Genomic DNA, 23966 nt, shown 5'->3' on the forward strand with positions numbered 1-23966 from the left:
AGCTGTCCGCAGCGCAGACGGTGATGCCGCTGTCCGACCTCAGGACGGGGCGACAACTTAGGCCAGGGTTGTACAGTTGCGCAATGTGGCAATAATGCCATGCAGCGCGCGCCGTCCGGCGCGTGCGGCTGGTCGGTGAAGAGAAGAGGTGTGCGGGATGCTCCGCAACGGACTGGAACCCTGGCATCTGCTGGTCGTAGCCATCGTGATCATCGTGCTGTTCGGGTCGAAGAAGTTGCCCGAGGCCGCCCGTGGACTGGGGAAATCGATGCGCATCCTCAAGAGCGAGGCGAAGGCAATGACGGATGACGGCGCCACGCCGTCATCCGAGACCTCCGCAGGTGGTACGACTGTCACCGAACCTGCGCCGCGCGTCATTCAGGCAGCGCCGAGTGAGGCCGCGGCGCCACGCGCGGCCACAGAGCACCCCGCGGCGCACTGAGTCCTGGCCCGCCATGCCTGCATCACGGGCTCGCTATGTCGAAGCCGTACCGCAGCAGCTCGCCGGCCACGCTGTAGTCACGGCGGTAGACATACACCCCTTCGGCGCGCAGACCGTGCGGTGCAGCCTCCACCAGGCAGGGGTGCGTCACCTGGATCACGCGCGGCCGGTCGGCCACCTTCATCCGCAGTCCGTCCGCGGGCCCTCCGTCGAGAACCGCGGTCTCCCATCCCGTCACGCCCGTCTTCTCCATGCGAGTCAGTTTAAGGGTTGCGCATGTTGAAGACTGTTGCGATGGGAACCACAGCCGGAACGGCTGTCACTTAGGTGGCATCAGGGTCAAAAGTCGCACGAGAGGGTGAACGGGTCTGTGTGTCCTTCGTCAGGGACACAGGCTGCGCCGCCGTCTCCCGAGGGGCCTCATCGACCGCTTCGCGGACCGTTTCAGCAACCTGCGCCAGTTCCGCTCTCGGGTCGAGGGCGCCCTGGACATCGGCGAGCCCGAGGCTCTCGCCATCGAGGACATGCTTGCGGACGAACACTTTCGGGTGTAGGTCCTCGAACTCGAAGTCCTTGAACGCCGGACCTAGTTCGGATCGGATCTCCTGCTTGGTGCTCTCGGAGAAGTCGCGCACTCTACGCAAGAAGCCGGTCACGTTCTGGATGATCTCCGGCAGTTTGTCTGGACCGAAGAGCAGGATGGCGAGTACCGCCAGTGTGACGAGTTCGAGCGGGCCTACGTCGGAGAACATTTGACACTCCTTGCCACGTCCAGTCCGGCCCGCCGATGCGGGAACCTGTCACAAATACTTTAGATGTTGCGCAAGCGTGGGAACCGTCACGGTAGGGTCGGCGTTGGAAACCAGTGAACGTACAGACAGCCCACAGTCGGGAGGATGAGCCGTGGGAATTACCCTGGCCAAGGGCGGCAATGTGTCGCTGAGCAAGGAGGCACCGGGCCTGAGCGCCGTGGTCGTGGGTCTGGGCTGGGACGCGCGCACCACCACCGGCGCGGACTACGACCTGGACGCATCCGCACTGCTGCTGAACGCGTCGGGGAAGGTCGTCTCCGACCAGCACTTCGTCTTCTACAACAACCTCACCAGCCCGGACGGTTCGGTCGAGCACACCGGCGACAACCTCACCGGCGAGGGCGAGGGCGATGATGAGTCGATCAAAGTGAACCTCGCAGCCGTACCCGCCGAGATCCACAAGATCGTGTTTCCGGTGTCGATCCACGACGCCGAGACGCGTGGGCAGAGCTTCGGGCAGGTGCGCAACGCGTTTATCCGCGTCGTGAACCAGGCAGGCGGCCAAGAGATCGCGCGCTACGACCTGTCGGAGGACGCCTCGTCGGAGACCGCGATGGTCTTCGGAGAGCTGTACCGACACAGCGACGAGTGGAAGTTCCGTGCGGTCGGCCAAGGCTACGCCTCCGGACTGCGTGGCATCGCACAGGACTTCGGCGTCCACGTCTGAGCACACCGCCTCGGTCCCCCGTCGCCCGCCCGGCCACCCCTCCCTCCGCAGGCGGGCGACGGGCCTGCCCTGTCACAAGCGACCCGAGCAACGATGCGTGCAGGGGTGCATTTACGGACCGGAAAGGGGGTGACTACGGTGCTCTGAACGTTCCGAGGTCGTTCCCCGCGTAGGTGACGTAAGAGGTGTTCTGGTCTGTCAGGGTTCCATCACAAGAAGATCGTGACTCAAAAGCTGCCGTCGCACAGCGACCGACAGACGCAGAATCCACCGCCCGCATCCAGCGACAGGGCGAGCGGCCGCACCTCGGCGGCACCACCGATCAAAGAGCGGGACGCATTCTTCGACAACGCCAAGTACCTCGCGATCGTGCTGGTGGCAGTGGGGCATGCCTGGGAGCCGCTGCGGGCCGAGAGCCGTACCGTCACCGCGCTTTACACGGTCGTCTACGCCTTCCACATGCCAGCGTTCATCGTCATCTCCGGCTACTTCTCACGCACTTTCGACGCAAGCCCTCAGAAGATCAAGCGCCTGCTCACCGGCGTGATCATCCCCTACGTCGCCTTCGAGACGGCGTTCACCTATTTCACCAGGTGGAGCGACGGCGTCCCGGACCGCCCGATCAGCCTGCTGGACCCCCTGTACCTGACGTGGTTCCTGGCGGCGCTATTCATCTGGCGGCTGACCACCCCGATCTGGAAGCTCGTGCGCTGGCCGCTGCCGATCGCACTCGGTATCGCGGCGCTGGCCACGCTCGCGCCGTCCATCGGCCAGGACCTTGACCTGCAACGCGTCCTGCAGTTCCTGCCGTACTTTGTGCTGGGCCTGTGCCTGAAACCGGAGCACTTCCGGCTGGTGCGGCGGTGGAATGTGCGCATCGTGGCGGTGCCGGTGTTCGCGGGCGCGCTCGGATTCGCGTATTGGGCGGTGCGGCGGATGGACTACGGCTGGTTCTTCCACCGCTCCGCAGCAGAGAGCTTCGGCGTGCCCGCCTGGTACGGGCCCGTCATGGCCCTGGCCCTCTTCGGCTGCTCGCTGGCCCTGGTGGCCTGTTTCCTCTCCTGGATACCCGGGCGACGAACATGGTTCACCGCGTTGGGCGCGGGCACGCTCTACGGCTACTTGCTGCACGGCTTCGTCATCCAGGCCGCCAATCACTGGCAGTGGTCCCGCCATGGCTGGGCTCACCGGCCTCTCGGAGAGATCGCCGTCACCCTTGTCGCCGCCTCAATGGTGACCGTTCTGTGCACCCCGCCCGTACAGCGGCTGTTCCGTTTCGCGTTGGAACCACAGATGGACTGGGCGTTCCTGAAGGACGCTGCCGAGGTGACACGCAACCGTGCAGTCGTACGTCGATGACGTTTCACAGCTTCCGCCGCCGTTGACGCCCCGGGCGAGGCCAGGAACCCACACACGACCGAGATCGTTCCATTAGTCCCATTGTCAGCAGAGGAGTGCACACCTTGTCCGCCAGATCGACGGACCCCTCGGGGCATAGTCCCCGACCACCCCGCCAGGAATCTCCTGGGCACGGCACGCGGCGGGGTGGTGTCCGATGAGTGCCACGGGCGCCGCACTGGGCGTGTTGGCCGTGTTCCTACTGACCGCAGCCACCGGCTTCTTCGTCGCCCAGGAATTCGCTTATGTCTCCGCCGACCGCCTTGCCCTCGCACGAGAGGCCGAGGCAGGCGACAGGAGGGCCGCCCGCGCTCTGAAGGTGCTTGGGCGTCTGTCCTTCATGCTGTCAGGTGCGCAGCTCGGCATCACCGTGACCGGACTGGTGGTCGGCTTCATCGCCGAGCCGTCGGTCTCGGCGCTGCTCGAACCAGCACTGTCCAAACTCGGCATCCCGGACGCAGCAGTGAGTAGCATCTCCATGGTGCTGGCTTTTGTGGGCGCAACGGTGGTGCAGATGGTGCTGGGCGAACTGGCCCCGAAGAACCTCGCTATCGCTGCGCCCGAGCGACTGGCAAAGGCATTGGCCAGTTCCACCCTCGCCTACCTGAAGGCTGCCGGCCCCATCGTGCACGTCTTCGACGGTGCCGCCAACAAGCTCGTGCGCAAGGCCGGCATCGAGCCGGTCGAGGAACTTCACCACGGCGCCACCCTGGAGGAACTCAGCCAGCTCATCGGTGAGTCCCACGAGCAGGGAGAACTGCCCAAGGACACCGCCACCCTCCTCGACCACGCCCTGGGGTTCTCCGAGCGCACTCTGGACGAGGTGATGGTGCCGCGCCCGGACGCGGTGTTCGTGCGTAAGGACGCGTCTGCCTCCGAGGCGATCCAGTTGATCGGCAAGCATGGTCATTCCAACTACCCGGTTCTGGGCGACCATCCTGATGACGTCTCCGGCGTGCTCGGTGTACGGGAGCTGATGGGACTGCCCGCCGACCGGCTCGCCGACACGACCGCTGACGCGATGGCCCGTCGGCCCCTGCTGCTGCCGAACACTCTGCCGCTGCCGGAGGCGGTGGAGAGGATGCGTGACCGGGACGACGAGTTCGCCGTGGTCCTGGACGAACACGGCGGCGTCGCCGGCATTGTCACCTACGAAGATATCGCCGAGGAATTGGTCGGTGACATCGCCGACGAGAGCGACACCGTCACCGCGCCCGCCATGGACGACGGCGAGGGCTGGCTCGTGGACGCCGGGCGCCGCCTGGACGAGATTGCCGATGCCACCGGCATCGAACTTCCGGAAGAGGACGACTACGACACGGTTGCTGGCCTGATCGTCGACCGGCTCGGTCGGTTTCCGACCGTCGGCGACCACGTCAGCGTGGACCTGGCCGACGGCGATCGCGTGACCTTGGAGGTGCGCGCTCTCGACCGCCATGTACCTGAACGTGTCCGTCTTGAGCGATCACCCCAGCCCGCCGCTGTCGAGGAGGAGCAGGCATGAGTTTCCCGATGGCACTCTTCGTCACCATGCTGCTGCTGATCGCCAGCGGATTCTTCGTCGCCGCCGAATTCGCCCTCGTCGCCGCCAAACGGCATCGCATGGAGAAGGCTGCAGCCAAGGGACAGCGTGGCGCCAAGGCCGCGCTCGCTGGAATACGTGAGCTGTCCTTGATGCTGGCAGGTGCCCAACTCGGCATTACCGTCTGCACCTTGGGCCTGGGCTCGGTCTCCAAGCCCTCGATTTCGCACGAACTCGACCCGCTGCTCCACAAGCTGGGCCTGCCCAGTGCGCTCAGTTATGGCATCGGGTTCGCCGTGGCCCTAGTCGTCGTGGTGTTCCTGCACATGGTGGTCGGCGAGATGGCCCCCAAGTCCTGGGCCATCGCGCACCCCGAACGCTCTGCGATGCTGCTCGCGCCACCTTTCCGTGCCCTTGTGAAGGCAGTCCGTCCGCTGCTGCAGCTGTTGAACATCATGAGCAACACGCTGGTACGGCTGTGCCGGATCACCCCACGGGACGAACTTGCCTCGGTTCACAACCGCGAGCAGCTCACCCACCTCGTGGCAGAATCCGAGCGGCTCGGCCTGATCACCGAGACCGACTCGAAGTTGCTCACCCGTTCACTGACCGAGCCCGAGACGCCGGTGCGCCTACTGCAGATCCCAGCCGTCGAGATCACTGCGGTCGACGGCGGTGCCAATGTCGACGAAATCCTGCGCGTGGCCACCACCAGCGAGCGCACCCGCATGCTCGTACGCGAACACGGAGCCGTCCTCGGCTCCATCCACGCCCGCGACGCCATGGTCGCCCGCGCCCACGCAAGGCCCACAACCGCCCGCGCTCTCGCCCGGCCGGTGCCGGAGCTCACGCAGGAGGCGACAGTCGCCGACGCAATCAACGTCCTCCGCCGGCGCCATGCCTCGCTCGCCGTCGTACGCGATGTGTCCGGACACCTCACCGGCATGGTGACCCTGGACGACCTGCTGGCCCGCTTCCTGCAACCACACGCCACTGAGGCGCCCCGAAGTTCTCGGACAGCGGTCCCCATAGGATCGAAGTCCGGAACGGCGGAGAGAGCACGTGGCACAGAAGCGTAGGAAGTTCAGTCCTGAGTTTCGGGACGAGGCGGTCAAGATGGTGGTCGTGGAGTCCCGCCCGATCGCCGAGGTCGCCCGCGAGATACAAGTGAACGAGGGAACGCTGGGCACCTGGGTCAGCCGGTACCGGCAAGAGCACGCCGGGGAGGAGCCTCCCCTGAACATCAGCGAACGCGCCCGCCTGCGCGAGCTGGAACGCGAGAACCGGGAACTCCGCATGAAGACCGAGTTCCTGGGAAAAGCGGCGGCCTTCTTCGCCCAGGAATACCGGTGACGGAGAAGTACGAGTTCATCGACGGCGAGGCCGACAACTTTCCCGTGCAGCAGATGTGCACCTGGGCAGGAGTATCCACGTCGGGCTTCTACCACTGGAGATCGAGGCCATTGTCGGCCACCGCGAAGCGCCGTGCGGAACTGAGGGCCGTCATTCTCCAGGTCTTCTCCGACTCGCAGGAGACCTACGGCTACCGGCGTGTCCACGCCGCGCTCCAGCGGATGAACGTGCAGGCCGGAGCAGAACTGGTCCGCGCGCTGATGCGCGAGCTCGGCCTGGTGACATGCCAGCCGCGGCCCTGGCGGGCGACCACGATCGCCGATGATGCGGCGCCGGCCACGCCCGACCTGCTGGCCCGTGACTTCACCGCTGACGCTCCCGGGCGCAAACTGGTCAGCGATATCACCTACGTTCACACCTGGGCCGGGTTCCTGTATCTCGCGACCGTCATCGACTGCCACACCAAAGCTGTAGTCGGCTGGGCGATGGCCGACCACATGAAGACCTCTCTCATATCGGATGCACTCGATATGGCGGCCCGGAACATCGACCTCGCCGAAGGCTGCATATTCCATTCCGATCGCGGCAGTCAATACACGTCTCGGGAACTTCGTTGCAAGCTCAGCTCGTTGGGCCTGCGGGCGTCGGTCGGCCGCACCGGTGTCTGTTGGGACAATGCGATGGCTGAGTCATTTTTCGGCGCCCTCAAGAACGAACTCGTGCACCGAACTGCGTTCCCAACACGCGCACATGCCCACCGGGCGATCGCCCGCTACATCGAGATGTTCTACAATCGAAAACGCCTCCACTTTCCGGACTCGGCTACAAGACTCCCGCAGAAGTCCACGCCGAGTACGAGGAGTTGCAGGCAGCGGCATAAGGAGAACCCTCAACACCGCTGTCCGAGAAGCGCAGGGCCCCTCAGTCACCGAGGCTGTCCAACTCCTGGCCGCCCTCGCCCCCCAGCCGCACCGACGCGGTGCGGACCGCGTCGGTGAAGGCGTTCGTGATCCTGGACGGCACGATGCTGCCGATCGACCGCATTGCCGCGGACCGGCCGTTCTACTCCGGCAAACGCAAGAAGCACGGGATGAACGTGCAGGTCATCGCCGACCCCTTCGGCCGACTGCTGTGGGCCTCACCGGCCCTGCCCGGCGCCGTTCACGACGTCCGCGCGGCTCGCGAACACGGCATTGTCGACGCCCTCGCCGAGACCGGCATCAAGTGCTGGGGCCGACAAGGGTCACCGGGGTGCCGGCGGCACGGTCCGCATCCCGTGCTGGGGCCGGTGGGAGACCCTCTCCGCAGACCAGAAGGTTGTGAACCGATCCCACGCAAAGATCCGGGCCCTCGTCAAGCAGGCCGTCGCCACCCACAAGTCCTGGCGGCTCCTCCGCAAACTACGGTGCTCGACCACCCGGATCACCAGCCTCGTCCAGGCCGCCCTCACCCTTCATCTGACCAGCCCAGAGTGAAGATGGAAAGGGCTCAAGGCCTTCCATCCCTCGGGCATCCGCGGTCTTCGATCCCTCCGTCTGGAAGGCCGCGTCATGGATCCCCGACCGCTCGACCGCCGCCACGCCCTGCTCGGGGGACGCGGTCACCGACGGTGGGACGCGGAGCTGCCCGTACACGCGTACCGCGGCAGTCGACTACGTCCCGGCGTGCCCGCGCCCGTGCACCCTGTACGGGACCAGCCATCGCGGGGCCGGCGCCGCTGGTACCGACGCGAGGTGGAGCAGCGGGCACAGCGATGCCCGGCAGCCTGCGCGGCCCATGACCCCGAAGGCACCTGTAGCGAAGGCTCCGGTGGCGAAGGCCCCGGCCGCCCGTCCGAAGGCTCCTGCCGTGCCCCCCAAGGCCTCGGCTGCGCCCCTCTTCAAGCCCGCCAGCCTGCCGCCGCTCATGTGGATCGGGTCCGACGGCAACAGGGACCGATGCTGTGAGGACGTCTTTCCGAGGACGACGGGCCGGCCCGGTGCCACCGCGGCCTCGAGCACTACGGCCACCACCGGGGCATCAGCGAGGCCGGACGCGAGTACACGTGGCCGAACGCCGCACAGCCTGGCACCACGTGATGCCGCGGCCGCCACGACGCGCCACAAGCCACCCAGGCCGTGCACCCTCCGCCGGTCATCACCTCTGACTGGAAGGAACCCCCTGATGCTCTCCAAACTCGGCCTGACCCGCCGTGGCGTCGCCGTCCTGGTGGCCGCGGTCGCCGCGGCGTTCGCCCTCGGCATCCTCGGCGGTGTGTTCATCACCGACGGGAACGCCGGCGGCACCCCGAACCCGCACCCGACGGCGACGCACACGAACACGCCGTCCCCGTCGGACCCGCCGCCCACGGCGGAGCCCACGGAGTCCTCGCAGCCCTCCTCGGAACCGACCTCGAGGCCGACCTCGGCGCCCAGCGACCCGGCGCCGACCGACGGCGGCGCGTCGAAACGCGCTCGGTTCAGCGTTGCGGCGTGGAATCCGTGGCACGGCCTGCCTGCGGACAGGCACGGGCAGTCCTGAGCCCGGTGCGCCCTTCCCCTGCAGGCGGCGCAGTTCGCGGCGGCGTCTTCCGGCCAGGAGCCAGGGGGTGAACGGGCCAGCCCTGCCCCGCACACCAGTGGGCAACGGCGTGCAGCAGTAGCGGCTCCGCAGGGGCAGAGGGCGAGCGAGTCTCACCAGAGCGCGGCACGCGGTCCTCGTCAGGGTCGAACGGCCAGTACAGTCCCTGACGGTAAAACAGCAGGCCACGCGCGTGGATGATGCCACCTCAGGGACCGAAGGGACTGGGTTTGCAAAGAGTGTAGGCCGCCGGTCGCTGAAGCCTCGAACCTTCCCCCATTACCTTGTTGATCAGCCCCGCAATGGGGTGCCCGGCCTCTGGGACGGCATGACTGTTCCCCCCTGTAGCTCGCATGATCTGGGGGGTGGTGTCACCGCTCCCGGAGGCACTGGCAGACCGCTGATTAGGGGCATGACCACCGACTCCTTCGGGAAGTTGGGAGGCTCTTCGTAATGTGGGTGCCGGCAGCTGGTGCCGCAGGTAGGGCCGGGGACGTACGACCGGAGAGTGCACGTGATCGACACCAGTGACATCGGCGCCTTCCTCGGCCTGGACGTCGGCAAGGGCGAACACCACGCCACCGCGCTGACCCCGGCCGGGAAGAAAGCCCTCGACAAGCGGCTGCCCAACAGCGAACCCAAGCTCCGCGAGGTGTTCGCCAAGCTGATCGCGAAGCACGGCACTGTACTCGTCGTGGTCGACCAGCCCGCCTCGATCGGCGCCCTGCCACTGGCAGTGGCCCGCGACGCGGGCTGCAAGGTCGCCTACCTGCCCGGGCTGACGATGCGGCGGATCGCCGATCTCTATCCCGGCGAGGCCAAGACCGATGCGAGGGACGCGTTCATCATCGCGGACGCGGCCCGGGCGATGCCGCACACCCTTAGCGCCATCGAGCTCGAAGACGAGACCATCGCCGAGCTGGAGATGATCGTGGGCTTCGACGACGACCTAGCGGGTGAGGCCACCCGGATCGCGAACCGGCTCCGCGGGCTGCTGACCCAGATTCACCCGCATCTGGAGCGAGTTGTGGGCCCGCGCATCCAGCACCCAGCCGTCCTGATGCTGCTGGAACGGTTCGGAGCCCCAGCCCAGATCCGCAAGGCCGGCCGCCGACGGCTGACCACCCTCATACGTCCGAAGGCCCCGCGGATGGCCGAGCGCCTGGTCGAGGACATCTTCACCGCTATGGACGAGCAGACCGTGGTCGTTCCCGGCACCGACGCAGCCGCGCTCATCGTGCCCAGCCTCGCCACTTCCCTCAGCGCCGTCCTCGACCAGCGCAAACTCCTGGCCACCAGGATCGAGGAGCTGCTGGAGACCCACCCTCTTTCCAAAGTCCTGACGTCCATGCCGGGGATCGGCGTCAGGACCGGAGCCAGGATCCTCATCGACGTCGGTGACGGCAGCGCATTCCCGAGCGCCGCCCACCTCGCCTCCTACGCCGGCCTCGCTCCCGCCACCCGCAGCTCGGGCTCCTCGATCCGCGGAGAACAACCCTCCCGCCGCGGAAACAAGCAGCTCAAAAGAGCGTTCTTCCTCTCCGCGTTCGCCGCCCTGGCCGACCCCGCCTCCAGGGCCTACTACGACAAGAAGATCAAGCAGGGCAAGCACCACACCCAAGCCCTCCTCTGCCTCGCAAGACGACGAGCCGACGTCCTCTTCGCAATGCTTCGCGACGGCACCTTCTACGAGCCGCAGCCAGCGGCGGTCACATGACCTGCGGGCCACCCAGCAGCACCACACGGTCGGCCTCGACGCCGAAGCCGAGAACCGGGTGGAGCGGATCAGACTCCGGGCTCAGCAACACCGGCTTGCCGAGCCGACGCCCGATTGCCCGCAGCAGACGGCACAGCACATCCACGCCGTGCTGACCCTGCAACTCCCGAAGATCAACGTCGAAGTCGATCGAGCCAGCCTCATACGCCCGAAAGATCACCAGGAATCCAGGAACCGGCCAGACCCTCAGCAACGCATCGGCACCCTCACCCCGGGCCAGCATCTCCGCAGCTCTCGGCAGCCGGACCACAGCACCGTCCTCCGAGTACTCGCACGACCACCCCTGCGACCGAACGAGATCAAGCACCGCCTGCCAGTCCTCCACCGAGGTATCCGGGACGCGGACGTCCGGCAGCGACCCCATCAACTCGGGAGCAAAGAAGCTCTTGACGTCATCCCACAGCAGGTCAGGCATCACGCCATGCTGCCTTGCCACTCACCGAAACGCAGCCCAATTCCCTTGACGAAACTCATAGGGGCACCCCCCCCGCGCGCCGTGTTCCATTTTCTTCATTCCCTTGAGTCCCTAAAGTCCTGACGGACAAGCAGGCGGCCATCCGTGTGCATCCATTTGCCCCATTTAGCCAGGGACTGAGGCGATGGGGGGTCCTGCGGGGCGGAGCGGCAGCACTGTCTGGCCCCGGGCTCAGGGACCGAAGGGACCGGCGCGGCGAAAAGAGCCTGGCCGGGAGGGGACCCACACCCCCCGGTTCCCGCACCCGGGCGGTTCGAGGGACGGAGGACCACCCTGGGGACGCGAAAAGCGTTCAGACCCTGACCGTTTTTCGAGGTCACAGCCCTAAGGCCTCACGTGAAGGGACTGAAGGGACTGGGATCTCCAAGTTATGAGCTGCAAGGGAATAGGTTCTTCACACGAGTGGGTGCGTGTACGAACAGAAGCACGCAGTGCTACGTGATGACTGGAAAATTGGGTCCCTTGAGTCCCTGCATGCCGCCTGACATACCCGTTGACCTGCGCAAACGCTGCAGGGACCGAAGATGTGGGGCGGTCGTCCGCAGCCCCGCTTTGGTCCATTTCGGGAGCACCCCCTCGCAAAGCAGCCACGCCTGATGCCCTGCGGCAAGGGGCCGACGGGAGGCAGCGAACGCGCTGCCCTGTGGCGGTGCAGCAGGCAGCTCTGTGTCCGGGCTGCAGGCGGTGAAGGTTGTACCAGGAGCGGCACAGGGCGGCGAACTCCTCCTGGTGCTGCTCGTAGGAGCATGTCGGTCCCCCCTTCTGGCGCTGGTGGGCGGCGGCTGGCAAGGGCGACGGTAGGCGGCCGGTGGTGGTCGGGAGTGCTGGAGGCGGCATCGCGGGCATGTGAACGGCCCCGCACAGGCAAGTACCGGGTGCGGGGCCGTCGGGGGCGGGTGGTGGTCAGTTGCTGCCGGGGAGGGTGGCGTGGATGGCATCCGCGACCTCCCTCGGGGTGGCGGTCGCCGGGGCGAGGGGCACGTGAGGGGGGCCATCCGTCGAAGGAGTCGGCGTAGGCGGTCTGCCAGGGCTCGTCGTGGTGGAAGAACCACCAGGTCGTGCCGTCGCGGTTGAGGGTGATCCCGTGGGTTTCGACGGTCACCGGGCCGGTGTGGGCGCCGGTGTGGCCCGCGAGGATCAGGTGGGCTTCGACAGCGTAGGAAGGCCCGTTCGGCGCTGCCGGGGGCGTTGAAGGCGGTACGGCCCTGGTCGCCGAGCTTCCACTGCTGGGGTTCGTCGTCGCGGTAGGCGTCGGAGCAGACGAGGTTGAAGACCTCGCGGCCGGCCGACCCGGACAGGGGGCCGTGAGGTTTCGCACCCATGGGCCCGGGGTCTTGAGTCACGTTTTGGGTGCCATGCCAGCGCCCGGCTTCCGTCTGTGCAGGGGAAGGGTCGGGCTGCGCATCACCCGTGACCCGGGCACCTGTTTGCGTGCGGCGACTGACAGTCACTTGGTCGCGGCCGCCACCATGCTGGTGCCGGTGCAGAACGCCCACACTCCCCCAGCGGCTTCCTAGTCGCGCAACCCCTGTCCGGCCTGGAACGTCGGGTCGGGGCGGCGCCAGATGATGGTGATCGACGGTTTCCGCGCGGCCGGAGCCCCGGTCCTGTCTGGGCTGGGACGAGACGTGGGGTGCTGTCTGGCGTGACCAACCCTCGTACAGCCTGGAGGCAACGCCTGAGTGACCGGTGCGATTTCAGACGGCGGGGACGACAACGCGGGGCCCCGTCAAGACTTGTGGATCAGTGATCAGAACCAGTTGATCGTGTCCTTCAGCAGGCGGGTGAGCTTCGCCCACCTTGTTGCAGGGTGGAGCGGAGAGGAGCGGGCATCGCCCGAAGGTGTCCTCCGGCGGACACCTTCGGGGTGGGTGACGCTCCATCGGGGCATCGGGTGGAGTCCACCGCGTGGATGGACCATGGCCGATCCTTCGGGTGTTGCCCATCGAGTGGAGTGGGCCGATGGGCAACGCGGCCGTCCGTCCCAACCCGGCCGCGGAAATCGTCGATCCCGTGTCGAACGTTTGCCCCGGGGGGCCGACACCGGCCCTGAGGCACCCACAAACCGCCGACAAGCCTCGACGTCTCATGTCGGACGGCGAGCGTGCGGAATCAGGCAAGCATCCGCCAGTTTTAGGCAGCATTTCCTCCTCCTGGGATGGTTAAATCTAGATCGTCAAACGCTATTCTGATAAATTCAGTTGGCCTGTGCGGGCGGCTCGTCTATCGATCAGACCCGTGCGGAGTTTCACAGATAGACTTCGAATAGAAAGAGGCACTGTCGTGAAGCGAACAAAACTCAGGACAGTCAGTCTGGGGCTCGCAATGCTTGTTGCAAGCATCGGCCTCGCAGCACAGCCCGCCACCGCCTCGGAAAGCGCCCGACCCACTACGGGAGCATGAATTTGAGTTTTGTACCACCAAATCCATGACACCCTGGTGGTCTGTTCGCGCAGCAAACTGAACTGCGGACCGCTGCGGGTCTGAGAGTACGGCGAAGCCCCCATCGACTCTCACCGTGGGAGTCGATGGGGCTTTTGGTTTGACAATGGCTAACGCAATGAGCTGAGTTGTGGAAGTTGACACCATTGCAAGAGACGATTCGTGTATTCCGTTTCGCCCTCGACCCATCCGCCACACAAGAGGCACAACTACTACGATGGGCTGGCAACGCTAGACTCGCATTTAATTATGCTCTGGCGGAAAAGAAGCGCGTCTACAGCGAGTGGCGGGCCAAGGTTGACGCAGCGGTGGCGGCCGGGACTTCAGAGAAGGAAGCGCGAAAGCTCTTTGCTTTTCCGAGGATATCCAAGCCCGAGGTGTATAAGAAGTTCGCAATCGATCGCGGCGATGACCGCAAAGGGCTCGATGGCGTCTGCCCGTGGTGGCATGAAATCAATACTTATGTATTCCAATCTGCGTTTCTCGATGCCGATGCGGCTTGGAAGAATTGGCTCGCTTCACTGAAATCACCTAACGCGGCGCGTGCAGGTTTTCCACGATTCAAGAAGCGTGACAACAGTAAGAACAGTTTCCGCATTCACCATAACGTCAAGAAGCCTTCCATCAGGCTTGTGGGAAACAGGAGACTCTTCCTGCCTAAGTTTGGCGAGATTCGGATACACAACTCAGGCAAACGGCTTGCACGGCTTCTTGAGCGAGAGGGTGCGCGCGTTCAGAGCGTCACTGTACGGCAAACCGGTCGCCGGTGGTACGCCTCCGTCTTGTGTCATGTATTTAGAATCGGAGGCGAATCCGTTAAGCAAGACGCCTCGGGGCGTGACATAGTGGTGAGCTGTTCTGCTGAACGTATTTCTCTAGGCTCCGACACTCTCGACCGCAGCAACCAACGGGAACTCGAGCATCGGAGTGTCCCCGCGAGCGTCTCACGGTCGCAGAAATCATTGGCGAAGTCGTATAGCACTTACAAGCGAACCACCCCATGGTCGAAGCGCCACTATAAGGCTCGGAAAAAACTCGCTGACCGGCACCGTCAATTGACAGAGCGTCGCGACACTTACTTGCACGCAATAAGCAAAGAGATTGCCCAAGAGTACACTTGTATCGCATATCGGGATGAAGTGAAGAGATCCGCGAGTGAGTTGATCGGCGAAAATGGCAGTCATCGATACTATTCCGGGCGTACCATTCTTGATGGTACGGGTAATGAATTGCTGCGACAGTTGCAGTATAAAGGCAAAATATACGGAGCCACGGTAACCCTCATGCCGTGTTAGCGCAGTCGCACGCGGGCTCCCCTGAGGAATGCGCAAACCCGACATCATGAAATTTCCGCCCTACGCAAGAAATTAATATAAGGCAAGGTCGCCTCTGGTAGAGGGGAGACTGAAAATGCCCGCCATCACGGGAAGACGCCCATGCGAGTGGGCGCCACCCTGGCCGAGTAATCGACCAGCGTACCTATGGTGCGACCCACAGACCTCAACCCCATTAAAACACGGGGTTCTTCAAGTTCTAATAAATAGCGACCAAACTGGGCGGTTCGTGAACGGCGAGACGCCCCTCCCGTGGGAGGGGCGCAGTGTTCCGTGTCCGGGCGGGTTCCACAGGGGCGTTTTCAACCTCCGGTTGAGCTGGCGTGATGGAGGGTGAGTATTGCCTGGACGATGCCTGTGATGCGGGTGGTCGAGCAGCAAAGTTTGCGGAGGAGCCGCCAAGTGTTGAGGGTGGCGACGGCTGCTTCGACCGGAGCACGGATCTTGGCCTGAGATCGGTTCACGGCCTGCTGACCGGTGGATAGCGCCTCCCATCGGCCACGGATCGGCACCCGGACTGTGCCGCGGGCGCCCTGGTAGCCCTTGTCCGCCCAGCATTGGATGTGAGCCTGGTCGAGGGCGTCGATGATGCCGTGTTCGCGGGCTGCACGGATGTCGTGGACGGCCCCCGGCAGTGCGGGCGAGGCCCACGGCCGTCCGAGGCTCAGCGATGCCCAGGTCGCCAGACTGGAGCGGGAGTTGGAGCGTGGACCGCTCGCACAGGGCTGGGCTGACCAGTGGTGGACCTTGGCGCGGGTCAAGAAGCTGATCGGTCGGCTCTTCCACATCTCGTACACGGTGGAGGGCACGTGGCGACTGCTCAAGCGGTACGGCTGGTCCTGGCAACAGCCCGCGCGTCGCTGCGATCCAGCGCGATGACGACGCGGTCGAGCTATGGAAGAAAGAGGTCTGGCCGCAGGTAAGAGCACCGCGGCGGCCTGCAATGGTTGGATCGTCTTCGAGGACGAGGCCGGCCAGTCGTTGACGCCGCCGCGTGCAAGGACGTGGGGCCGAATCGGCCGGACGCTGGTGGTGCGAGTCAGAGGCCGGGGCTCGGGACGGGTGTCCATGGTGGGCATGACCTGCTACAAGGCTGGCGAACGATCGCGGCTGATCTACGCAGTCCGCGAATACCGCGGGCGCAAGGACCAGCCGAAGGGTTTCGGCTCCCGGGACTTTCGTGCCCTGCTGGTCCGCGCCCGGATCCAACTCGGTGGTCCGATCGTGCTGGTCTGGGACAACGTCCGCATTCACCTGACCGCAGACCTGCGCGAGTTCTTCGCAGTCAACACCGACTGGCTCACGGTGTTCCAGCTGCCTGCCTACGCCCCGGACCTGAACCCGCAGGAAGGCGTGTGGTCTATGGTCAAGCACGACCTGGGCAACCTCGCAGCCGCCGACCTGGGTCAGATCACCCGGACTGTGAAGCGCAAGCTCAAGGTGATTCAGTACCGGCCCCAGCTGCTCGACGGTTGTCTCATCGGCAACGGCCTGGCCTTCGAGGCGTTACCCGGCTGGGGCCCCTGTCACCCGAATGCGCGCTCGGTAACATCGCTTCGCCTGGATGAGGTTTCGCCCGACGAATCGAGTGAGCCCGTGAGTGACGATGTCCTTTCTGTCATTCCGACCGACCCGCACTGGCAGCCTGAGCCGGCCGCGGCTGAGCGCACTGCGTCGCTCGTGGAGGACCTGGCCCCCGGGCCTCCCGACGGCGTCGACGTCGAGATTGACGTCACCTGGCACGACACACTCACCGTCGTCGACTCTGGTCAGAATCTGCAGAAGATCGGTTGTCCCCAATGCGGCCCGTCGATCGACACCGAGTGGTGGGCCGACCTACTCGAAGCTCACTGCGACAACGGCTTCGCGACCCTTGCCGTGGCGGTCCCCTGCTGCGGCGCTGCGACCTCGCTGGACGCGCTGGAGTACGACTGGCCCTGTGGCTTTGCCCGATTCGAGATCGCCATCTGGAACCCAGAGCACGCCTGGTTCAGCGACGAGGAACTGACGGCCATCGGGGACGCACTCGGACATCCGGTGCAGCAAGTCAGGGCCCACATCTGACGCACGTCAGCCCGCGAGTGACCCGACATCACGAGTTCAAGATCAGTAGCTTCGAGGTTCACAGTCCGGTTCGGAAACGGCGGTGTTCACGGACAGCGAGTTCTTCGGAGAGAACATGCCGCGGAGTCACTTCTGGTCCACAGTTTCACGGCGCCATGGGTGAGCGCCGGACACCCGCGGAGCGGGTGCCGGCCGCGATGAGGCACAGGACCGACGACACTGCAGTGCAGAGGCTATCCGCCGGATAATTCAGATACCGACCAAGGAGCAAACAGAGCCTCGTCACCGGCGCGCTGAGTGAGAGCACCGTAGCGACGAGACTCCGCCGCGTCGCCCAAATGTCAAAGGGTTCATTTTCGAATCATGGGCTCACAACTGGTAACTATCTCGCGCTTTGTCCCTCGGTAACCGCGCGCATTGATCACGTTGTGCAACGTTTCAACATGGTTGATAACGGAATTTGCCGTCACGATGCGTCAAGCGGCAACGACATCGTCACCCCGACTTCAGCGAAGCCTAGCGAAGTGTAAAGCGACCTTGCCGCTGCGTTGTCCCCGAAAACATGCAATCCCACAGATTTCGCACCGAGCTTGGCCGCTTCTTCAATGCAAGCCATCAACGTTGCTCGGCCGTATCCTTGACCGCGAAACTCTTCGGCCACTGCGATATCGTAGATATAAGCCTCGCTGCGCCGTGATTCGCCTCGGACAGCAAACCAAAGCCGTCCGACGCGCTGCCCACTATGGGCATCACGTACGGTGAAGAGATGACTATTAGGGGAAGCGAGCCCATTTGGGAGCAGTCGGCCATAGATTTCCTGCGCCTTCGCGAGTGACTCTTCCCTCGCCCAGGTCCCCATTCTCTCCTTTGCTTCTGCATACTCCGGCACAGCGAGGGCCTCAAACTCCTTATACTCGGCGTTACTCATCCGGTCGAGCCGTATCTCTACTGTCGTCATACCTGAAAGTATCCATACAGATCGGCGAGAAACAACCCCTATCCCTTGCGGGTTTGAGAAACGCCTGACCTCCCTGTGGAATTCCTACTGGGGCCTGCGCGGTGAATCTTCAGGCTGACGGGCGGGTGGCCAGCCGTCGACGGCACAATTCGGGTGCAACGGTTCATCGATGACAAGCGGGAGTCGGCCACCAAAAACGATGCTTCGAACCCGCAGCGCAATGTTGTTGAGATGGAGAGTTGGCGACCTACAGCGTCTATCAGTGAAGCCCATATTATTTTGATGTAAATTAAGCTTCAGAATGTTTCGCCTAGTCGCAAGCTAAGTCAGCAAGGGTTCAGTCATGGCGTGTGGGTGAAGACGGGCACTATGATTCCGAAAAGAATGACTACTGTCCCGATTACCACGGCGAGCGCAAGTCTCACTCCATGGCGATTCATTAGCATCTCTTACTTTCCACCTCAGGGTCACCAGACATTTGATCATGTGCCGAGCTGTTCAGTCTGGAAGAGAAATCCGTGGCGATTTTGAGCCGCTTGCCTAACTGCTAGTCAGCTTTGGCTTCCTCTCCGGACTGAAGCCGGGGATTCCCGTATGAGGGGGTTAGGCCGGTTGCGTGACTTACGGTTCCTGCATCACGGACCGGCTGATGCCGGGGTCTCCACAGACTGACACGGCATGACCTGCCGCGTTCGGCTGTTGATGGCCGCATTCACCTCGGCGTGGCGCGGTGTCCGCAGCCCGCGGCGTTGCGCACGAAGACGGCTTGGCTCTCGCGGTTGCCTTGACGAAGCCGCAGGCGGAGCACCGTTGCGACGTGTATGCGGGGGTGACCTTGACCACGCGTGTGCCCGTGGCGGCCGGTGCCCACGAGGGCGAGTTCGAGGCGGTTCCATCCCTTGTCGAGCACGGCCCGTCCAGCTTGCTGCCGGACGGTAACCCTGGGATCGGTGATCGTGCCGGCAGCCGAGGCTGTCACGGTGGGGGCGCTCAGGTCGTCCAGGACCACCAGGCTGTTGCATGCGGGGATGGGGATGGCCGTATAGGCGCAGAAGGCGGCTTGCCGGTCGGTGACCCGGTTCATGATCCGCCCCGTGCTTGAGATGGTCTTACACCGGTTCGCGCTGCCGCGCTTCTGCCGGGCAAGGCTCTGCTGAGGCGACCTGTACCGGTCTGCTTCGCCTGGGGTGATATACGGCCGGTCGTGGAAGGTGTCATGCTCCCGGCATACCCGGTCCATTCCCTCAAGGTCTGCTGGAGCACGAGAAAGGCGCTGCCTTGAGACGCCTTGGCATCGGCAAGCTCCGCGGCCTGCGGCACGTAATTCATGCACGCCCCACGCCGCCAATACTCCCAGCGCTGATCCAGGGCGGTGTTCCACGCTGACCGGCAGACGCTGCCGAACTCCTCGCACCGCTCCTCCTGTTCGGGCGAGAGGTCGAGCAGATAGCGACGACCGGACGGCATGAGAACACCCCCCTTCAAACGACGCGATCAACGTAGTGCACGCCACTGACATCAACCCTCTGAGCTCCGCCGCCCCCGGTGCGAGGAAGCGCGAACCTCAGGTCAAGCACGGGTCTGCGCAAGACTCCGGACCAATCGGACTCGACAGGTGCATCCCCGAACGCTTGACTCGAGGTCGCAAAGCGCTGACCCGCGTGGCACACAAAACGCCCTTAATCCTCATCGTCACCAGTCCTGAGTCGAAAGCAACGAACTTATGGGTGGACCGCCGGGATCGTCGATCTCTCTCACAACTGTGCTCGCACGCACGGATATGGAGACGAGGGTGCTTGGGTATAGGACGTATGCTTTGAATACTACGCGTCAGAATTCAGCAGCAAGACTCGGGCGAGCCACTCGGTGCGGGTCCTGCGGGCCGCAGCCGAGATCTGTGCCTGCGGGAAGAGAGCGTCAAAGCCGTGGAAACCTCCCGCCCAGACGTGAAGCTCGGCCTGGCCCCCCGCCGCCCATATACGAGTAGCATAATCGGAAATCTCGTCGCGGAAAACTTCGGCCGACCCGGTGTCGATGTAGGTGGTGGGCAGCCGGGAGAGGTCGTCGGCCAGCGAGGGGGACACGTAGCTGGGCACCTCGTCGCTAGGCAAGCCGTCGAGAACGGCTCGCCATCCGAACTCGTTCATGTTTCGAGTCCAGACATAGGGGTCGCCCGAGTACTGCCGACTGGATGTGGTGTTGTTCCGGTGGTCGAGCATGGGCCCGATCAGCACCTGGGAGTGAAGTCGGGGGCCCCCGCGGTCGCGAGCCTTTAGTGCTACCCCCGCCGTGAGACCCCCACCAGCGCTGGCGCCCGCAACTACGATACGGGCGGGATCAATACCCAGGTCGTCGGCATGTTCCGCGACCCAGAGCAGCCCCTGGTAGCAGTCATCAACCAGGGTCGTGCCGGCAAACTCCGGCGCCAGCCGGTAGTCCACAGAGACGACTACCGCACCAAATCGGCTGAGCCACTCCAGCGGGATGTCGATCTGCGAGAAGCGGTCACCCATGACCATCCCGCCACCGTGCATCCAATAGATGCAGGGCGCTTGAGCTGAGCGGTCCACGCCGGCGGGGCTGAAAACCGACAGCGGAATCTGCTCGCCGTCCACACTCGTGATGGTGACCTCACGTCGATCGATCGCGCGGCCCTCAAGGAGCGGTTCGACGGGCGCCGAGGAGAATGGCCGGATTTGCGCGAGGAGTTCCGGGCTGAGCTGGGACATGGCCGGCATGTCAGCCAAGAGTTTGCGCAGTTCGGTGTCCAGGGCGGGGAGCCCCGCAGTCATGGTCGTTACCTCTTATGTGGATGATGTCGGACGGTTGCAAGAGACTTCCCAGTCAGATGCGGCGGCTGAGGCGCCAGAATGGTGCCTGCCGTCGATCTACAGCATGGCGGCCACGAGGGCCGCACGGCGGGCGCGCATAGAGGCGCGCTCGGCACGGCGCTGCATCCGGCGGGCTACCGCGAGACGCACGGCCTGGCGTGCCCGCTCGGCCTCAAGGAGTCGCTCGTGCATTTGCGCACGAGCCACGGCTTCTGGAATGAGTTGCATCTGTCGGGTCCTGTTCTGGGCGATGCGTGGTCCGCACCGCTGGAAGTGAAACCTCAGAAAGCGGCCTTGCCACCGACAGGCACGTAGTCGGTGTACTCGGACTCCTTCGCCAACAGCGGAGCGATCTGCGCGACAATGGCCTTGGCGGCCTCGCTGGAGAACATCCGGTGGTGGTCCTCCTCACTGGTCCGCATTCTTCGGTGGCCTGCCGCGGCAAGCGGGTCTGAAGCGCCAACCCCGCGTGGTGTGCCCGTTGCGCGCGCCCGACCCCTTACGACCTGGCATGATCAGGTGGGAACCCCACTTGACACCGCGTCAGTAATGGCTGGCGTCTAGTCCTGCGAGCCGAGTTCGATCGGTACGCCGATGAGTGACCCGTATTCGGTCCAGGAGCCGTCGTAGTTTCTCACGTTCGCCTGGTCGAGCAGTTCGTGCAGTACGAACCAGGTCAGCGAGGAACGCTCACCGATGCGGCAGAGTGCGATCGTACCCCTCGCGAGATCGATGCCTTCCTCCTCGTAGAGGGCCGTGAGCTCCTCGTCGGATTTGAAGGTGCCGTCGCTGTTGGTGTTCTTCGACCACGGGACGTTGCGTGAGCCAGGGATGTGGCCCGGCCTCTGCGACTGCTCCTGTGGGAGGTGCGCCGGAGCGAGGAGCTTGCCCGAGAACTCGTCGGGCGAGCGGACGTCGACCAGGTTGAGGTTGCCGATCGCGGCGACGACCTCGTCGTAGCGCGCCCGGATAGTGCCGTCCTGCGCCGAGGCACGGTACTCGGTTGCCGGGCGGGCAGGGACCTCGGAACCATCGACCAGGTCGCGGGAATCCAGCTCCCACTTCTTGCGGCCGCCGTCCAGCAGCTTGACGCTCGCGTGACCGTAGAGCTTGAAGTACCAGTAGGCATACGCCGCAAACCAGTTGTTGTTACCGCCGTAGAGCACGACGGTGTGGTCGTTGGCGATGCCCTTGGCCGACAGCAGCTTCTCGAAGCCTGCCTGGTTTACGACGTCACGCCGCACCGGGTCTTGGAGGTCCTTCTTCCAGTCGATACGCACAGCGTTCTTGATGTGGTTCTTGTCGTAAGCCGATGTGTCCTCGTCGACCTCGATGATGACCACCTTCGGGTCGTCGATGTGGGCCAGCACCCACTCGGCATCCACCAAAACTTCACTGCGACTCATCGTGATTCCTTAAAAGCTAACATTAGGTACGGCTGCGCAGCTGTATATGCGCAGAGTCCTTGGAATTGGTCTGTGGTGGAGCGTGAGGCGCTTGCCCTGTTCGGGGCGGGTGCCTCAGCTGCGTTCCGTGAGGTCGAAGACAAGGCCGTGGATCGCGAACGGTGTCGCCTCGGCACCGTCGATACGTCTTATAAGGGCTGCTCGGCGACGGCGTATTTGAAGCTGTCAGAACCGCTAGGTGCAGATGACGGTCATGTGCCCGACGGCGCCTTGCGCTACCGGGCTCACCCCGCGTCCGAACACGCCGACTAAAGGTTGTCCCGCAATCCCCGGCGGGCGCACGACGACAGCTACGGCACCTCGCCGCTTTGTCGGATCGCCCTGATACGCCCAGTATGAGGGCGACCTTCCGCCTTGCGATGCACCGCCTCTGACGCCGCGCGCTAATCCACCGGGGATCACGGGACAGCCCTTAAAAGAAGCTCATCCCTCATGTGTGACCAGCTCTGGCCGGCGACGACGGTCCCGTGCTTCGCCCACGTTGCTCCCTAGGGCAACCGGCGTTCGAGGCTGAGGTTGTTCGTTCCACACCCACAAGATGCAGTGAACGCCCGAAGAGTTCGATGTGGAGCGCGCGTGCTCCCAGACGTGTTCAGGGAATCGGCGGGCCCTCGTGGCCGTGGCTGCCTTCGAATCGAGCGGTGACCGAGAACGTCGGGCTGGCCGCTGACTGGATAGGTGTGGACCTCAACATCTTCGTTTACGACTGCACAGGCGACGACGGAGTGCCCCTATCGGCGCGATCTGCAACCCGGTGCTGGAAGAACTGCCGCCAGAGGACGTGACTTCGGCGCCTCCAACGGAGGGCTGTCCGTCCGAGCCGACGGCGTATAGGGGTGGTCCGCGGTCATACGCAGAAGCCCGGCGGGTCAAGGCGAGCGGCACGGGCTACTTCCGTGTGCTGCCTCCAGCACGAGACCGACCCTCTTCGGGCATCTGTACACCGATGGCCTATTGCTGCGCTACGGCAATGACGCGCTGCGGCGAGGTTCGGCTAGTCGTTCCGGACGATCTCGTAGCGCGGAGTGTTCTCCGCCATCTGTCGAAGCGCGTCCTTTCGGCCGCGCTTCGAGAGGCGATCGATGTACAGATGCCCGTAGAGATGGTCGGTCTCGTGCTGGAGGCAGCGCGCAAGTAAGCCCGTACCACGCACCTTAATCGGCTTGCCCTGGGCATCCTGGCCGCGGACCACCGCGTAGTCCGGACGCGGCAGCGCGGCGTACGCCATCGGCACGGACAGGCAGCCCTCCTTGGAGTTGTCCAGGTGACGCTCCTCCGGTGGCAGTTCCTCCAGCACCGGGTTGCAGACGGCGCCGACGTGCCGCAAACCGTAGGCGTCCGGGCAGTCGTAGACGAAGACCTTGAGGTCAACACCGATCTGGTTGGCCGCGAGGCCCACGCCCTCGGCGGTGCGCTGGCTGGCGAACATGTCGTCGATCAGGGCTGCGAGTTTGTCGTCGAACTCCGTGACGTCCCGGCACTCCCGGTGGAGCACGGGGTTCCCGACGACGGTAATCGGGCGGGACGTGCCGCGTTCGCGGTGCGCTAGTTCCCGCGCTTCGGCGTCCTCCACGTCCACGACGAACCCGTGCTCGTCGACGGTGGCTTCCCTACGCAGGCTGACCGGGACTGTGGTCGATTGCTTCATACCCGCAAGATGCGGTGGGAGCCGGGAAAGTTCGATCGCCTGCCGGTGCATCAGTTGCAGGACCGCGAAGAAGACAACGGCGGCAGAGCTGGTGCGGCGGGTGCCCCCGCGGGAAAAGCGACCTTTCCAAGCATGTACGGTAGCTCGCGGTCTCGCGGCGTTAAGTGGCAGATGTGTAGTGGTTTTCCAGGTTAACTCCTTGGGAATCCTCGGCACCC

General features: G+C 64.5%; 18 protein-coding genes and 5 pseudogenes. 11 read left to right on the top strand and 12 right to left on the bottom strand.

All coding sequences use genetic code 11. The features are described from left to right. Positions 1-157: 157 nt before the first annotated feature. Positions 158-442: a Sec-independent protein translocase subunit TatA gene (gene tatA / locus ACSHXN_RS44425; RefSeq protein ID WP_438306663.1), complete on the top strand. Its 285-nt coding sequence runs from the start codon at positions 158-160 to the stop codon at positions 440-442. Between the two features lie 22 nt (positions 443-464). Here the strand turns inward: tatA and ACSHXN_RS44430 are convergent, their stop codons facing one another. Both ACSHXN_RS44430 and ACSHXN_RS44435 read right to left on the bottom strand, forming a co-directional pair. Continuing rightward, positions 465-695, bottom strand: coding sequence for a hypothetical protein (locus tag ACSHXN_RS44430; RefSeq protein WP_438306664.1), 231 nt, complete (start codon positions 693-695; stop codon positions 465-467). A gap of 70 nt (positions 696-765) precedes the next feature. Further along, positions 766-1194, bottom strand: a complete 429-nt coding sequence (locus ACSHXN_RS44435; protein WP_438306665.1) for a sec-independent translocase — start codon at positions 1192-1194, stop codon at positions 766-768. 151 nt (positions 1195-1345) lie between these two features. Here ACSHXN_RS44435 and ACSHXN_RS44440 point away from each other — a divergent pair, with 151 nt between their 5' ends. The 8 genes and pseudogenes from ACSHXN_RS44440 (at position 1346) to ACSHXN_RS44475 (ending at position 10470) form a co-directional block, all read left to right on the top strand. Further along, entirely contained in the window at positions 1346-1921 is a 576-nt protein-coding gene (locus ACSHXN_RS44440) for a TerD family protein (RefSeq protein WP_438306666.1), read from the top strand. A gap of 222 nt (positions 1922-2143) precedes the next feature. Further along, positions 2144-3280 (top strand): acyltransferase family protein, encoded by a 1137-nt coding sequence (locus ACSHXN_RS44445; protein WP_438306667.1) that lies wholly within the window; start codon positions 2144-2146, stop codon positions 3278-3280. 196 nt (positions 3281-3476) lie between these two features. Next, complete coding sequence (locus ACSHXN_RS44450) at positions 3477-4823, top strand: hemolysin family protein (protein WP_438306668.1); 1347 nt, start codon at positions 3477-3479, stop codon at positions 4821-4823. Beyond that, the gene (locus ACSHXN_RS44455) at positions 4820-5920 is read left to right on the top strand and encodes a hemolysin family protein (RefSeq protein ID WP_438306669.1); all 1101 of its coding nucleotides are present in this window, start codon (positions 4820-4822) and stop codon (positions 5918-5920) included. Before ACSHXN_RS44450 ends, ACSHXN_RS44455 begins: the two co-directional genes overlap by 4 nt. Continuing rightward, positions 5904-7074 (top strand): annotated as a pseudogene (locus tag ACSHXN_RS44460) (IS3 family transposase). Before ACSHXN_RS44455 ends, ACSHXN_RS44460 begins: the two are co-directional and overlap by 17 nt. A gap of 44 nt (positions 7075-7118) precedes the next feature. Further along, positions 7119-7669: pseudogene (locus tag ACSHXN_RS44465) on the top strand (transposase family protein); the annotation flags it as partial. A gap of 688 nt (positions 7670-8357) precedes the next feature. After that, positions 8358-8714, top strand: a complete 357-nt coding sequence (locus tag ACSHXN_RS44470; protein ID WP_438306670.1) for a hypothetical protein — start codon at positions 8358-8360, stop codon at positions 8712-8714. 553 nt (positions 8715-9267) lie between these two features. Next, positions 9268-10470 (top strand): IS110 family transposase, encoded by a 1203-nt coding sequence (locus tag ACSHXN_RS44475; protein WP_355140407.1) that lies wholly within the window; start codon positions 9268-9270, stop codon positions 10468-10470. Here the strand turns inward: ACSHXN_RS44475 and ACSHXN_RS44480 are convergent. Then, positions 10463-10945, bottom strand: coding sequence for a hypothetical protein (locus ACSHXN_RS44480; protein ID WP_345554478.1), 483 nt, complete (start codon positions 10943-10945; stop codon positions 10463-10465). The two genes, ACSHXN_RS44475 and ACSHXN_RS44480, sit on opposite strands and share 8 nt — an antisense overlap. Positions 10946-13575: 2630 nt before the next feature. Between ACSHXN_RS44480 and ACSHXN_RS44485 the strand changes: the two genes are divergently transcribed. Continuing rightward, positions 13576-14742: an RNA-guided endonuclease InsQ/TnpB family protein gene (locus tag ACSHXN_RS44485; protein WP_438306671.1), complete on the top strand. Its 1167-nt coding sequence runs from the start codon at positions 13576-13578 to the stop codon at positions 14740-14742. Between the two features lie 341 nt (positions 14743-15083). Here ACSHXN_RS44485 and ACSHXN_RS44490 read toward each other — a convergent pair. After that, positions 15084-15431, bottom strand: a pseudogene (locus ACSHXN_RS44490) (transposase family protein); the annotation flags it as partial. On the opposite strand from ACSHXN_RS44490, the pseudogene ACSHXN_RS44495 reads away from it, so the two are divergent. Next, positions 15430-16275, top strand: a pseudogene (locus tag ACSHXN_RS44495) (IS630 family transposase); the annotation flags it as partial. The pseudogenes ACSHXN_RS44490 and ACSHXN_RS44495 overlap by 2 nt on opposite strands. A gap of 1036 nt (positions 16276-17311) precedes the next feature. Here ACSHXN_RS44495 and ACSHXN_RS44500 read toward each other — a convergent pair. The 8 genes and pseudogenes from ACSHXN_RS44500 to def form a co-directional block, all read right to left on the bottom strand. Continuing rightward, positions 17312-17803, bottom strand: coding sequence for a GNAT family N-acetyltransferase (locus tag ACSHXN_RS44500; protein ID WP_438306672.1), 492 nt, complete (start codon positions 17801-17803; stop codon positions 17312-17314). Between the two features lie 621 nt (positions 17804-18424). After that, positions 18425-18646: a hypothetical protein gene (locus tag ACSHXN_RS44505; protein WP_438306673.1), complete on the bottom strand. Its 222-nt coding sequence runs from the start codon at positions 18644-18646 to the stop codon at positions 18425-18427. 237 nt (positions 18647-18883) lie between these two features. Then, entirely contained in the window at positions 18884-19270 is a 387-nt protein-coding gene (locus ACSHXN_RS44510; RefSeq protein ID WP_438306674.1) for a helix-turn-helix domain-containing protein, read from the bottom strand. Between the two features lie 356 nt (positions 19271-19626). Continuing rightward, entirely contained in the window at positions 19627-20595 is a 969-nt protein-coding gene (locus ACSHXN_RS44515) for an alpha/beta hydrolase (protein ID WP_438306675.1), read from the bottom strand. A 96-nt stretch (positions 20596-20691) separates the two neighbouring features. Continuing rightward, the gene (locus ACSHXN_RS44520; protein ID WP_438306884.1) at positions 20692-20919 is read right to left on the bottom strand and encodes a hypothetical protein; all 228 of its coding nucleotides are present in this window, start codon (positions 20917-20919) and stop codon (positions 20692-20694) included. Continuing rightward, positions 20916-21050 (bottom strand): annotated as a pseudogene (locus tag ACSHXN_RS44525) (putative quinol monooxygenase); the annotation flags it as partial. The gene ACSHXN_RS44520 and the pseudogene ACSHXN_RS44525, both read right to left, overlap by 4 nt. A gap of 144 nt (positions 21051-21194) precedes the next feature. After that, entirely contained in the window at positions 21195-22040 is an 846-nt protein-coding gene (locus ACSHXN_RS44530; RefSeq protein WP_438306676.1) for a sulfurtransferase, read from the bottom strand. A gap of 1054 nt (positions 22041-23094) precedes the next feature. Next, complete coding sequence (gene def, locus ACSHXN_RS44535) at positions 23095-23748, bottom strand: peptide deformylase (protein ID WP_438306677.1); 654 nt, start codon at positions 23746-23748, stop codon at positions 23095-23097. Positions 23749-23966: the final 218 nt, after the last annotated feature.

Source organism: Streptomyces sp. HUAS TT11, assembly GCF_051553595.1.
Lineage (GTDB): Bacteria > Actinomycetota > Actinomycetes > Streptomycetales > Streptomycetaceae > Streptomyces.

Coding starts and splice junctions, on each gene's coding strand:
- ACSHXN_RS44450 (WP_438306668.1), top strand. CDS start 3,477: ATGAGTGCCACGGGCGCCGCACTGGGCGTGTTGGCCGTGTTCCTACTG.
- ACSHXN_RS44435 (WP_438306665.1), bottom strand. CDS start 1,194: ATGTTCTCCGACGTAGGCCCGCTCGAACTCGTCACACTGGCGGTACTC.
- def (WP_438306677.1), bottom strand. CDS start 23,748: ATGAAGCAATCGACCACAGTCCCGGTCAGCCTGCGTAGGGAAGCCACC.
- ACSHXN_RS44480 (WP_345554478.1), bottom strand. CDS start 10,945: ATGCCTGACCTGCTGTGGGATGACGTCAAGAGCTTCTTTGCTCCCGAG.
- ACSHXN_RS44515 (WP_438306675.1), bottom strand. CDS start 20,595: ATGACTGCGGGGCTCCCCGCCCTGGACACCGAACTGCGCAAACTCTTG.
- ACSHXN_RS44430 (WP_438306664.1), bottom strand. CDS start 695: ATGGAGAAGACGGGCGTGACGGGATGGGAGACCGCGGTTCTCGACGGA.
- ACSHXN_RS44455 (WP_438306669.1), top strand. CDS start 4,820: ATGAGTTTCCCGATGGCACTCTTCGTCACCATGCTGCTGCTGATCGCC.
- ACSHXN_RS44530 (WP_438306676.1), bottom strand. CDS start 22,040: ATGAGTCGCAGTGAAGTTTTGGTGGATGCCGAGTGGGTGCTGGCCCAC.
- tatA (WP_438306663.1), top strand. CDS start 158: ATGCTCCGCAACGGACTGGAACCCTGGCATCTGCTGGTCGTAGCCATC.
- ACSHXN_RS44510 (WP_438306674.1), bottom strand. CDS start 19,270: ATGCCGTCCGGTCGTCGCTATCTGCTCGACCTCTCGCCCGAACAGGAG.
- ACSHXN_RS44500 (WP_438306672.1), bottom strand. CDS start 17,803: ATGACGACAGTAGAGATACGGCTCGACCGGATGAGTAACGCCGAGTAT.
- ACSHXN_RS44470 (WP_438306670.1), top strand. CDS start 8,358: ATGCTCTCCAAACTCGGCCTGACCCGCCGTGGCGTCGCCGTCCTGGTG.